The sequence below is a fragment of the Pseudomonas sp. FW306-02-D09B genome (assembly GCF_058782685.1).
Map to the genome: position 1 here is coordinate 196862 of NZ_JBYSXY010000005.1, position 13045 is coordinate 209906.

10 protein-coding genes are annotated in these 13045 nt (G+C 57.4%); 3 read left to right on the forward strand and 7 right to left on the reverse strand.

Annotated features, from left to right (window positions below; genetic code table 11):
- Nucleotides 1-52: 52 nt before the first annotated feature.
- From AC3WK5_RS11120 to AC3WK5_RS11140, 5 genes are all read right to left on the reverse strand, one after another.
- A complete protein-coding gene (locus AC3WK5_RS11120; protein ID WP_103314845.1) occupies nt 53-2083 on the reverse strand; it encodes a 2Fe-2S iron-sulfur cluster-binding protein in 2031 nt (676 codons plus the stop codon).
- A gap of 63 nt (nt 2084-2146) precedes the next feature.
- Entirely contained in the window at nt 2147-2770 is a 624-nt protein-coding gene (locus AC3WK5_RS11125; RefSeq protein ID WP_054594832.1) for a glutathione S-transferase family protein, read from the reverse strand.
- 130 nt (nt 2771-2900) lie between these two features.
- Entirely contained in the window at nt 2901-3803 is a 903-nt protein-coding gene (locus tag AC3WK5_RS11130) for a LysR family transcriptional regulator (protein WP_054594833.1), read from the reverse strand.
- Between the two features lie 43 nt (nt 3804-3846).
- Nucleotides 3847-5169: an ABC transporter ATP-binding protein gene (locus AC3WK5_RS11135; protein WP_103314846.1), complete on the reverse strand. Its 1323-nt coding sequence runs from the start codon at nt 5167-5169 to the stop codon at nt 3847-3849.
- A gap of 14 nt (nt 5170-5183) precedes the next feature.
- The gene (locus AC3WK5_RS11140; RefSeq protein WP_103314847.1) at nt 5184-6926 is read right to left on the reverse strand and encodes an ABC transporter permease; all 1743 of its coding nucleotides are present in this window, start codon (nt 6924-6926) and stop codon (nt 5184-5186) included.
- 1315 nt (nt 6927-8241) lie between these two features.
- Between AC3WK5_RS11140 and AC3WK5_RS11145 the strand changes: the two genes are divergently transcribed.
- Nucleotides 8242-9882, forward strand: a complete 1641-nt coding sequence (locus AC3WK5_RS11145) for an Nramp family divalent metal transporter (protein WP_103314848.1) — start codon at nt 8242-8244, stop codon at nt 9880-9882.
- A 254-nt stretch (nt 9883-10136) separates the two neighbouring features.
- A complete protein-coding gene (locus AC3WK5_RS11150; protein WP_103314849.1) occupies nt 10137-10322 on the forward strand; it encodes a ribbon-helix-helix protein, CopG family in 186 nt (61 codons plus the stop codon).
- Nucleotides 10323-10385: 63 nt separating this feature from the next.
- On the opposite strand, the gene AC3WK5_RS11155 is transcribed toward AC3WK5_RS11150, so the two are convergent.
- Nucleotides 10386-12044 (reverse strand): SulP family inorganic anion transporter, encoded by a 1659-nt coding sequence (locus tag AC3WK5_RS11155; RefSeq protein ID WP_103314850.1) that lies wholly within the window; start codon nt 12042-12044, stop codon nt 10386-10388.
- 162 nt (nt 12045-12206) lie between these two features.
- Between AC3WK5_RS11155 and AC3WK5_RS11160 the strand changes: the two genes are divergently transcribed.
- Entirely contained in the window at nt 12207-12437 is a 231-nt protein-coding gene (locus AC3WK5_RS11160; protein WP_054598207.1) for a hypothetical protein, read from the forward strand.
- On the opposite strand, the gene AC3WK5_RS11165 is transcribed toward AC3WK5_RS11160, so the two are convergent.
- Nucleotides 12428-13018, reverse strand: a complete 591-nt coding sequence (locus AC3WK5_RS11165; protein ID WP_103314851.1) for a metal-dependent hydrolase — start codon at nt 13016-13018, stop codon at nt 12428-12430. The two genes, AC3WK5_RS11160 and AC3WK5_RS11165, sit on opposite strands and share 10 nt — an antisense overlap.
- Nucleotides 13019-13045: the final 27 nt, after the last annotated feature.

The window sequence follows — 13045 nt, forward strand, 5'->3', positions numbered from 1 at the left end:
AGTTCCTGATGCCTCTCGCGGGCAAGACTACCTTGCCCGGTTTGCTTCTGACCTAGAGGTCGAGCACCAGCGGCTGCTGGCCCTCTGCCGGAACCGCACAGCAAATCAGCACTTCCCCCGCACCGGGTAACTCCGCCGGGGGCTGTGGATAACTCACCTGGCCGCTGATCAAACGGGTCTTGCAGGTGCCGCAGGAACCGCCGCGACAGCTGAACTCTGGCCGCAAACCTTGGCTTTCTGCCAATTCCAGCAAACTGCCGCTGTCTGGCTGCCAGCGAGCATCGACAGCCGAACGCTGAAACACCACCGCGACCGGGGTGGTGGCCGCTGGAGGCTGCTCGATGACTGCCACCTCCGGATCCGGCTGCCGACGCAGCGTCGAAGGACCAAAGGTTTCGGCGTGAATCCGCTGATCGCGGATATCCAACCCACGTAAATCGTCGTACAGCCCTTGAGTGAAACTGCTCGGACCACACAGGACAAAATCCAGCTGATCGTAGTCTTCCACCAACAGGATGGTTTTAAGCAGTGCGAGGTCGATGCGCCCGGTCAGGTCAAAATCCTCGCCTTCCAGGGCTTCGCGCTCCGGCTGGCTGAGCAGACGTAATACCCGCACTGCGTCATCCGCACCCTCCAGCAAGCGCTCAAGCTCAGCGCGAAATGGCTGATCAGCCAGGCTACGCGAACTCTGGATCAACCAGGTCGGGCGGGTACGCCGTGTGCGCTGGCCCTGGTAAACCACTTCACGGAGCATCGACAACAAAGGCGTGATACCGACCCCGGCCGCCAACAGCACCAGCGGCCGGCGTTCATTGGCGGCCAGCGTGAAATGCCCTTGCGGTGCGCGGGCTTCAATCAGGTCACCGACCCGAATGTGTTCGTGCAAATGTGACGACACCAACCCTTCACGTTTCACGCTGATGCGGAAGAATTCATCGGAGGGCGCACTCGACAGACTGTAAGTGCGGATATGCACCTGGCCATCAAGCGTGAAGCGCACCGGCAAGTGCTGCCCAGCCTGGAACAGCGGTAACCCGGCGCCGTCAGCCGGCTCCAGATAGATCGAACAAATGCTCTGGCTTTCCCGCTCGATCCGGGACACCCGCAATGGTCGCCAGTGATCGCCCAATGCCGCTGCCTGCAACCTGGCGGCAGCCTGTTCCCAGGTGCCGGTCAGCAGGCTGGTGGGCGAAACTCCATCGAAGCGCCAGCGCAACGCCAACGCTGCGGGTCGCCGAACCACCTGCTGCACATGCAGCTTCCAGAACCGTTCGGCACCTTGAAAGGCTTCGACTTGTGGGCCATCGAGGATGATTTCGGTACGACCGCTGACCTGCAGCAGATCGCCCGTAGTGAAATCGATAAACAGCAACCCCGCCCGCGGATTGAGCAGCAGGTTGCCCAAGGTATTGAAGTGCAGATTGCCAGCAAAATCAGGGATGGTCAGGCAGTCACCCTCGACCTGAACAAATCCCGTCTGGCCACCACGGTGGGAAACATCCACAGAGCGTGAGTTATCCACATCCACGTAACTGGCGACAAAAAGGGTGTCGGCATCCCGAATCATCGCCGTGGCCGCATCATCCAGCGAATTCAGACGCTGTGCGATGCGGGTCGATGGATCGGCCAATGGCACCGATTCGAACTGCCGCAATTGAATGTACTGCGGGCAATTACCGAAAGACTGCTCGACCGAGACGCTCAGGCCTTGCGCGCCAATCGTGCTGACCCGGCCGTTGATCCGGTTACGCCGCCTGGTGTGTAACTCGATCCCCAGCAAACCAATCGCCGCCCCGGCGTATAATTGCACCGGGTCGTCCAGTGTTGGCAGGCTGTCGAGTTGCAATCGCGCAGGTTCAGGGGAATGGGCGAAACCCGGTGGGCCTTCGAGGATACTCGCCCAAGGGTTACCGTCGGCGTCCACGGCACCGAACACCATGAACGGCAACTGACGATAGAACTGCCGATGCTGATCCGGCATTTGCTTGCGGATCACCTTGCGCCCGTGCGCTTCCATACGCTCGGCAACCCCTGCATGAGCCTGCAACTGTTTCTCGCCAGCATGCCAAGGTGAAAGCTCCATCACGGTTCTCCCCTGCGCACCCGGCGCAGTGTGAACGGCCCGACACTGCCGGGCCGTAGCGCTTCAGGCAGTTTGCAATCCGGCCACGGTGCGTGGCATGCCGACAAAACCGGGCAAGGCCTCGATCCGCGCCAGCCAGGCCCGCACGTTGGCATAGTCAGCCAACGACACGTTGCCTTCCGGCGCATGGGCGATGTAGCTGTAGGCAGCAACATCGGCGATGGTTGGCTCATCGCCAGCGAGATAGGTGGATTTGCTCAGTTCCTGATCAATCACTTTGAGCAGGTTGTGCGAACGGGTAATCACTTCATCGGCATTGTTAGGCGCACCAAATACCGTGATCAGCCGGGCAATGGCCGGACCAAAGGCAATCGGCCCGGCCGCTATCGACAGCCAGCGCTGAACCCTGGCCGCACCGACCGGGTCGGCAGGCAGCCAGCGGCCCTTGCCGTATTTCTGCGCCAGGTACACCAGAATCGCGTTGGAATCGGCCAGCACCACACCTTGGTCATCGATCACCGGGACCTGTCCAAAGGCATTGAGTGCAAGAAAGTCCGGCTGTTTGTGCGCGCCTTTCGCCAGATCGACGAAGATCAGTTCGGTTGGCAGCTCAAGCAACGAAAGCATCAGCTCCACACGGTGGGCGTGGCCGGAACGTGGGAAGTTGTAGAGTTTGATGGCGTGCATGGTCGACTCCGCGGCTGAATCGCGCGGTTCAGGAGAGAACTGCGCTAAGTGGCGCTATCTTCCACCTGCCATCAAAACAACAGAATAACCAGAAAACACAATCGATCATTTCACCCAGCGCAATAACACCTCAGGCGCGCAATGCCGGATGTTCACGCAATGCCTTCACCGCATAGTCCACGAAACTGCGTACCCGCACCGGCGCCTTGCGCCCGCCCTGATACACCACATGGATGGGCAACGGCGGCAGTTCGAAGTCTTGCAGGACGATTTCCAGCTCACCGCTGGCGACCTTGCTGGCCACCTGATAGGAAAGAACCCGGGTCAATCCAAGCCCCAGAGCTGCGGCCGTGATTGCCGCCTGATTCGCCGTGACGACCAGACGCGGTTCAGGGCGAATGCTCAACACCTCTCCGGCCTCGCTAAAGGGCCAGTTTCGCTGTTGCCCAATGGACGAGGTGGCAACGATCCGCGCTCGGCCCAGATCATTGGGATGCATTGGCCGACCATGACGCTTCAGATAATCGGGAGACCCGCAGATAACCCGCCGCACCTCGCCGACCAGAATGGCGTGCTGATTGCTGTCAGGCAGTTCACCGATGCGCACAGCGACGTCGATGCCCTCCTCGACCATGCTCACCACCCGGTCGACCAGCAACGCGTTGATACTGATGTCGGGAAACTGCTCAAGGTAACCAACCATCACCGGCGTCACGAACAACTCACCAAACAGCACCGGCGCGGTGATCGTCAGTTGCCCACGCGGCTGCGCATGACTGCCGGCAGCTGACGCTTCGGCTTCCTGAATATCCGCCAGAATGCGTCGACAGTCGTCCAGATAACGCTGACCGGCCTCGCTCAAATGCAGACTGCGCGTGGTGCGGGTGAGCAATTGAGTGCCGATACGCACCTCCAGCGCCGCCACCGCCCGCGTCACGCTAGCCGCCGACAACCCCAGGCGCCGTGCCGCCGCAGAGAAACCCTGCTCTTGCGCCACGGCGACGAATACCTGCATTTCCTGGAGTCTGTCCATGAGCTACCTGTTACATCGTCGTGTCCGGCCTTGAATGAGCCGGTTACAGACTGCCTTCGACATCTTCCAGACTGAAGGTTTCGGTGTTGTCGTCGTAGGAGAATATTTCGGCGTACCGGCCCCAACTGATCACGTTCTCCAGCGTTTCTTCTACCGCAGTGTCACTGAGCGAGTCTCCCAACTCCTGCTCGAAACGCACACGCGGCGCCCAATGACCACGTCGCTCCTGCAACACCTGGCGAATACGGGCGGCCAAGGGCACATACCGGAGCAGATGATCGGCAAAAATGGTTTTGCGCTCCTGGGTACCGTACTCCTCGAACAGCTTGCCCGCGTCGGTCAATTTGATGTCGGCGCCCTTGAGCTCGGCAAACCCCAGATGTTCGAGCATCTCCGCCACCGGAAACAGGTCGTCGACCTCCAGCAACAGGCGCTCGGCAACATTGGAGAGGCTGTCCTGCCCATAATACGGCTCGGCCGCCAGTGCAGAAATCAGACCGGCCATCAAGTTGGTCGACACTTCAGGCAACGGGCTGCCCAATTGCAGTTCGGCCTTGCCGGTTTTGGCATCGGCACTGCGCCGGTTGGTCATCAGTGCATAGATGTCATCGACCATTTTGCGAAAGGCCGGGTCCAGACGGTTGCGCGGGTGGGCGAACGGCACACGGATTTGTGCCACGACCCTGCCGGGGTTCGACGACAACACCAACACGCGGTCGCACATCAACACCGCCTCTTCGATGTTGTGGGTCACAATCAGGATGGACTTGATCGGCAGCTGGCCGCCGCTCCACAGGTCCAGCAAATCGGTTCTCAGGGTTTCTGCCGTCAGTACGTCCAGCGCCGAGAAGGGTTCGTCCATCAACAGCAAGGTCGGATTGACCACCAGCGCCCGGGCAAAGCCTACGCGCTGGCGCATGCCACCCGACAATTCCCGTGGGTACGCGTTTTCGAATCCGTCGAGGCCGATCAGGTCGATCGCTGCCAGTGCACGCTTGCGCGCAGCCTTGGGTTCAACCTGCAACGCCTGAAGACCGGCCTCAACGTTTTCCAGAACGGTCAGCCAGGGAAACAGGGCAAAGGTCTGAAAGACCATGGCCACGCCTTCGGCAGGTCCGGTCAATAACGAGCCGTTATAGCGAACCTCGCCTGAGGAGGGCAGGATCAGACCGGCAATGATCCGTAGCAGCGTCGATTTGCCGGAGCCGGAGCGACCCAGCATGCCGACGATTTCACCTTCGCGCAGGGTCAGATCGACATCGCTGAGTACCTGTAACTCGTCCTTGCCCTTGCCGAATCCTCGACAGACGTTCTTGAGTGCATAAATTTCGGAGTGCGCGCCTGTTTTTTCAGTCTGGCTATTCATCAAATCGACACCTGTTAATTCAGACGGAGTTTGTTTTCAGCGATGGCGTACAGCGGCCGCCACAGCACGCGGTTGAACGCCACGACAAAGAACGACATCACCACCACACCCAGGGTGATTTTCGGAAAGTCGCCAGCCGCAGTGGTCTGGGCGATGTAGGCCCCCAAACCGTGAGCGACAACCTTGTCCTGCCCCCAGGAAACGAATTCGGACACGATACTGGCGTTCCACGCCCCGCCCGAGGCGGTAATCGCACCGGTCACGTAATAAGGAAAGATGCCGGGCAGCATGACCTTGCGCCACCATTGCCAGCCGCGAATACGGAAATTGGTCGCAGCCTCGCGGAAGTCGTTGGGAAAGGCGCTGGCACCAGCGATCACGTTGAACAGGATGTACCACTGGGTGCCCAGCACGATCAGCGGGCTTAACCAGATATCCGGGTTCAACTGATAGCGCAGAATCACGATGACAAATACCGGAAACAACAGGTTCGCCGGGAACGCCGCAAGGAACTGGGCCAGCGGCTGGATTTTCTCCGCCAGATGCGGGCGCAAGCCGATCATCACGCCCAGCGGGACCCAGATCAGCGAGGCCACCAGAATCAACAAGGCCACCCGCAGCAGGGTGATGGTGCCCAGACCGATCACATGCCAAAGTTCGCCCAGCGTCACCTCGCTGCCAACGTAAATCACGATGTGATACAGCGCGTACAGGGTCATTAGCGCAATCGCCGAGCCCCAGACCCAATCGATAACTCTTGAAACCGTCGGACTGGCCTGAACGGCCACCGCTTTGGAACGTGGCAGGCTCAGGCGCATGTTGGTGATGCGCACGATAACCCGGATAAAAGGTCGCAACAGGCGCTGAACGACGCGGGTTCGCTGGATCAGATTCAGTACCCAGGACTCGGGAGCCCCGGCCTGTGAAGCCGTGTTTTCCATCCGGAACTTGTCCGCCCAGGCTACCAGAGGCCGGAACAGGAACTGGTCGTAAATCAGGATGACCACAATCATCGCCAGAATGACGTAACCCACGGCGTGCATGTCGCGTTGTTCGATAGCGGTCGCCAGATAGGAGCCGACGCCCGGCAAGGTGATGGTTTTGTCTCCCACGGTGATCGCTTCCGAGGCCACCACGAAGAACCAGCCACCGGACATGCTCATCATCATGTTCCAGACCAGGCCCGGAATGGCGAACGGCACATCGAGTTTCCAGAACTTTTGCCAGCCGGAAAGCTGCAGGTTGCTGGACACCTCTTCCAGATCCCGAGGCACCGTACGCAGCGACTGGTAGAAGCTGAACGTCATGTTCCAGGCCTGGCTGGTGAAAATGGCAAAGATCGCTGCGCACTCCGCGCCCAGCACACGCCCTGGAAACAGCAGCAGGAAAAATGTCACGGTGAACGAGATATAGCCGAGCACCGGCACCGATTGCAGGATATCCAGCACCGGCACCAGCAGCTTCTCTGCCCGCCGGCTCTTGGCCGCCAACGTGCCGTAGACCAACGTGAAAATCAGCGCCGCCACCATGGCCGCGAGCATGCGCAATGTCGTGCGGATTGCATATTCAGGCAGGTCGCTCGGGTCCAGTGAAATGACCTGCGTCTGCAACGTCGAAATTGGAGCCCAGGTCTCGCGCGCACCAATCGAGAAAAACAGCAGGAAGCCAATCACCAACGGCATGGCGATCAGGTCCCATCGGTTGGGAAGCAATCGTTGTGCCGTGGCCGGTATGTAATGACGCAATACCTTATTCATGTTCAGTGATTCCAGTAGCGTTCTGGAGGTGATCGTTGACCACCGATCAACAGGTTCTAGAGCAACCGCGCACAGAACGGCTCAACAAGCAGTTGAAGCACAGCTAAGTACACTCTAGCGGGGTAATAAAACGACGGAGGGAGGCCACACAAACGAACGCTACGGGGCGATGCAGAAAATGGTTCAGTGGCTCAGAACTCCGGGGGTCCGAACACACCATTTACCCTCTGCGCCTCACTTGGCATCTCAATGGGTGGCCCGCCGAGAATCGGCAGGATCCATGGCTGGAGTCTCCTGAACGGGAGTGAAAAGGACATTTGGACAGGAAAAGCACGACGTCATCCGGCCGCAGATTTTGCCTGTGGCACACGCAATCGAGATCAATGCCGACGCGCTGCATTTCCGGGGCGGATTGTACGTTTCAAATTGTTACAGAAACATAAACTTGACGTATTTTTTACGTATTTGTGAATGGCCACCATCCCCTTGGCAGAATCGATACCTGTCGCCGTACCCCAATTCCACGGGCCATCTGGTAGCGAGTGGGGGGTTGGATGAGCTGTGTTGACTTTCCCTGCTCGGCCCGCCAAAATTTACAACTTGTTACATCTGAGGTCATTTTTCTTTGGACAGTCATTGTTGTAAATCGGAGAAATTCTCCGTAAAAGCTCGGCACGACCTCAGCTAGATCCCCTTAGCCAACGTCTTGCCGAGAGCAGGACGTTGCGCGCATCAGTATCAAACTCCTTCGCGTAACTAAAACTTCAAACCTGAGCGGGCGGATTTTTCTGTGCGCTTCTAATCCGTACGTGCGCCTCGCGTTCGCTACGGTCACAGGTTTCTGACCCATCGCCTGCCTTCATTTGTGCAGTAGCGATTGTTTTAACGTGTTCGTACCGCCAGGTACGTAAAGGAGGGCGTCATGCCACCTGAAAGAAATCTACGGCCCTCTCAATATTTGAAGCTGTGCCGCCACGAAAAACATGAAGGAGAGACCACTTATGGACCCCAGTAATAGTAGTCCGGTCACTCTGACTGAAATGGCGGCGTCTAGCGGGTAGCAGTACAACCATCACTGGCTGATCTCCTTCCTGTACTTCCCCCCGCATTTCTCTCCGTGTGACCTCTTCACGACCCTGACCACTTTTGGTCGACGGTTTAGTGCCCGTTTATTTCGCGCCCCTGAGCGCCAGGACGCCTGATTTTCCACTCTGATCCAGCTTCAGGCTGTGGTTTTCAGAGGGAAAGCACCTGCGCACCTGACCGGCGGGAATCGAAAGCGGCATCCAGCGTTACGCTTTTGGAGAGATTCGTTATGTCCAACTTGAAGATTGAAACGGCTGTTCTTGACAGCGCCCACGCCGGAGACATCCGCGGAGCATTCGGTACCATCCGTCATGACGACATCGCCCCGCGCAAGGGTTGGTGGCAGCGCTTCAAAACACTGATGGCCATCCTCGGCCCAGGGTTGATCGTGATGGTCGGCGATAATGACGCCGGCGCATTCAGCACTTACGGCCAGGCCGGCCAGAACTACGGGACCATGCTGCTGTGGACCATGGCACTGTTGATTCCGGTGCTGTACGTCAATCAGGAAATGGTGCTGCGTCTGGGGGCCGTGACGGGTGTCGGTCACGCCCGACTGATCATTGAACGCTTCGGCAAGTTCTGGGGTGCGTTCAGTGCGATCGACCTGTTCATCCTCAACGCGCTGACCATTGTTACCGAGTTCATTGGCATCAGCCTCGGGATGGATTTCCTCGGTGTGCCCAAGGTGGCCGGTGTGTGTGTAGCAGCGGTGTTCATCATGCTCGCCGCCTGTACCGGCGACTTCCGGCGCTTCGAACGCTTCGCGTTGATCCTGGTGATCGGTAGCCTGCTGCTGGTACCGATTTTCGTGATGATTCATCCACCGATGGCACAAGTCGCTCACGACTTTTTCATCCCGCAACTGCCGACTGACGGCAAGCTGTCGGAAGTGTTGTTGCTGATCATCGGCATCGTGGGTACCACCGTGGCGCCATGGCAGCTGTTCTTCCAGCAAAGCTACGTGATCGACAAACGCATCACTCCGCGCTTCATCAAGTACGAACGCGCCGATCTATGGCTGGGCATTGCAATGGTGGTGATTGGTGCCGTGGCAATGATCGCTTTCACCGCGCAGGTTTTTGTCGGTCACCCTGAGTTTGGCCAGTTCACCGATGCCGGCGCCATCGCCACAGGTATCGCCAAATATCACGGACGTCTGCCGGGCGTGTTGTTTGCCATCGCGTTGATCGACGCCAGCATCATCGGTGCAATGGCGGTGTCGCTATCGACCGCCTACGCACTGGGTGATGTCCTGAACCTGAAACACTCGCTACACCGTAAACCAAGTGATGCCAAAGGCTTTTACCTGATGTACTGCGCCTTGATCGCCCTCGCTGCGGCGCTGGTGTTGATTCCGGGCGTGCCGCTCGGCCTGTTGACCAACGCGGTACAGACACTGGCGGGGGTACTGCTGCCAAGCGCCACCGTATTCCTGTTGCTACTGTGCAACGATAAGGAAGTACTGGGCCCATGGACGAACAAGCGCTTCACCAATCTCATTACTGCAGTCATTGTGGCAGTGCTCGTACTGATGTCGGTCATTTTGACCGCGGCGGTGGCCTTCCCGGATATGTCCGGTGAAACCATCACCAACATCCTCATCGGTGGAGGCCTGGTGGGGCTCGTCATCGCCATTGCGGTGAATGTGCTGCACGCTCGCGCAGAAGTCGACAAAGCGATGCTGCCCGAGAACACCGTTACCTTCACCCAACAAATGATGTACTCGTGGCGGATGCCGCCACTGGCACAGCTGAAGCCGATGGTACTGTCGCAACGAAACCGCATCTGGATGGGGGTGTTGCGTGGCTACCTGGTGGTGGCAATGGGTATGGTGATTTACAAAGTCATTCAACTGGCACTCGCATAAATCTGTGAGCAGGCGGGCCGAATTGCGCAAGCTTTCGTCCCGCCTGTAAAACAACCGCCATCCCTTTGTAAGCGTCCGAACTACACCGCCTTGCAACTCAAACCTTAATCCGTTTAAACCACTGATTCACGCGCTCGCACTACTCATTGATCACAGTCAAACCAACTAAACCATACGAACCTGAACGATGACAAACAAAGCCTCGGCCATTAGAATTTGATTATCATCGAACGCCTCAGGGTACTGCCAACTCCATGGAAAATAAGACTGCACGACTGACTGTGCTCATTGATCCCGTCAAGAAAAAAGCCCTTGAGGAGCTCTGTGCATCTCAGGACCTGACGCCTTCACAGGTCGTCCGTCAGCTTATTCGAGACTACCTGGAGACACATGGCGTGTCCTACTCGACCAAAAGCAAAATAGCGGTCAATGATAAGTAGTTCACTCGCCATGCGGCCGGCAGATCGGGAACCCGATTATCGCTCTGCCCACTAAAGCACCGCTCAGCCGAGGCGTGGCGCCTTGTCGATCTCGAAACTGCCCAATGCACCACTGAAGTCGGCATGATAATGCTCCGGACCGAGCGCTTGGAGTATTCCTGCTTTGTCCAGCTTGCCAAGAACCTTCTCGTTGGCTTCGCACAGTTTTACGACAATGCTGCGCTTGCGTAAGTGCTCAATGACTTCGAGCAGCGTTTGCAAGCCCGTTATGTCCATGAACGGCACTCGCTTCAGACGAATGATCAATGTCCCCGGATCGGTGTGCGTTTGGGCCAGAACACGCTCAAAGGTTTCTGCTGCGCCAAAGAAAAGCGGCCCTTCAATGGTGTACACCAAAACACCAGGCGGCAGACGAACGTGCCCATTGATCCGTAACTCAACCTCAAGCTCTTTTTCGACCATTTGCTGCACTTCGACAGAAGATGCCATCCGACGCATGAATTGCAGCATCGCGAGAATGACACCAATGTTCACAGCGATCGCTAAATCGCTGAAAACGGTCAGGCTGAAGGTGATGAGCAGTATCGCCACGTCGGCTTTCGGGGCACGCTTGACCATGCGCTGAAAATGCTTCAACTCGCTCATGTTGTAGGCGACCACGAACAGGATCGCTGCCAACGCACACAGCGGGATATTCGAAGCCAACGGCGCCAGGAATAAAATCAGCAATATCAATGTGAGCGCATGTACAAAACCCGCGATGGGACTGTTACCTCCATTGCGGATGTTGGTAGCGGTTCGAGCAATTGCACCTGTCGCGGCAAAGCCACCGAACAAAGGGGTGACCAGGTTAGCGATGCCTTGGCCGATTAACTCCTGATTGGAGTCATGCTTGGTACCGGCCATACCGTCGGCGACAACAGCAGACAGTAATGACTCGATAGCGCCCAACATCGCGATGGCGAACGCCGGGCCAATCAACTCAATCACTTGAGGCAGTGTTATTGCGGGAAGGCCGACCGCAGGTAATCCTTGAGGAATCCCCCCGAAAGCACTCCCGATCGTTGCAACGCCAGCGAACTGAAAAAATGACTGCAGCGCCGTCACGACGACCATGGCGATCAAAGGGCCAGGAACACGTCTTATGCCCGGTATTTTGGGGGCGGTGATCACCAGCACCAGACTCGAGAGTGCTAACAGTGTCGTCGCTACATGAAAGCTGGGGAGAGCCTGAACCAGGTGCCAGAGTCGCTCATGGAAATGCTCACCGCTGATTTTCGGCAAACCGAAGAAATCTTTCCACTGCCCGACCCAGATGATCACCCCAATGCCCGCGGTGAACCCAACAATCACCGGGTCGGGAATGAACTTGATGATGGCGCCAAGCTTGGTGATACCGAGCAATAACAAAATCGCCCCGGCCATAATTGTTGCGATCTGCAAGCCATCAACGCCGTATTTGGCGGTCACTCCAGACAAAATGACGACGAATGCCCCTGTCGGACCTGCGATCTGAAGACGGCTCCCTCCGAAAAGAGAAACCAGGAGACCGCTGACAATGGCTGTGTAAATTCCTTGCTCCGGCTTTACGCCTGAGGCGATGGCAAACGCCATGGCCAAGGGCAGCGCCACAACACCGACGATGACCCCGGAGACGATATTTCGAAGCCAGTGTTCGGGCCTCAACAGGCCCGCTTTCCAGGCTTCTCGTATCGCAATCATGACTGGCCCTCTCTGGTGGCATGTGCATACTATTTACATGAGGTGATAATAGTAAAGCCACTGAAATACCCTTTGCACAGCATCCGCGACGCTGAAAAAACCAGTGTTGAATGATCCAGAATCATGTTTGTGGACAAAATGAGTCCACGCTCGGAGATCCACATGAAACGCGAAGACGTCAAAACCAAACACGGTGAAGGCATGCACTTCGACACGCACGTGATAGTCAACCCGGCCAACACGCACGAGTGGATCATCCTGTTTAAAAAAGAGGTGGGGAGCAGTTATTTTCTGATCAATGACAATGAAGAAATCGAGTCATTTCGACAGCTGGATGACCTGATCCATGAGCTTCGGGAGATCGGCATCAAATCCGCTGAGATTCATTTCTGACTGCCCCTCCCCTGGCGGGGGATCATGTCGGTAGCGAGCGCTCCGCTGTACTTGGCAGGCCATATCCATCGGCCAGCAAGGAGAACAGCGGCCAGCCCCAGCGCGGGCAACCACACCCATAAAATCTCAGACTGCAGCACTGCCCAGCCGCGCAGACTCAGAAACTGCGTCAAACCGATGGGGGACACTTCGATCGGCCTGAACGGCATGAACCACCGTAGCTCACTGAAGGGCCAGAACAAGGCAACCCCGAGGCCACCATCGGTGCAAGCGTCCAGTAATGGATGAGACACGGCCGCCAGGAAGAGAAAGCTGATGCAGCGCCCAAGACTCGTATGCAGTGACTTATAAAACACACTCGCCAGACAGCTAATGACCAAGGCAAAGGCTATCGAATGGGCTGCACCGCGATGCCCCCAGGTGTCGGTATAGGCAATGCCCAGTTTGAATGAAATCACGTCGGCATCAGGTAGCGCGGCCAGCACCGCGCCCATGATCAATAACCTGGCGCTGATGTGGCGCCGCCCCATCGCCGCTCCAACAATAAGGGGCACGACAGCATGGGTGATAATGCTAGGCATGGAGCGTTGTTCCTCACGGTAATAACA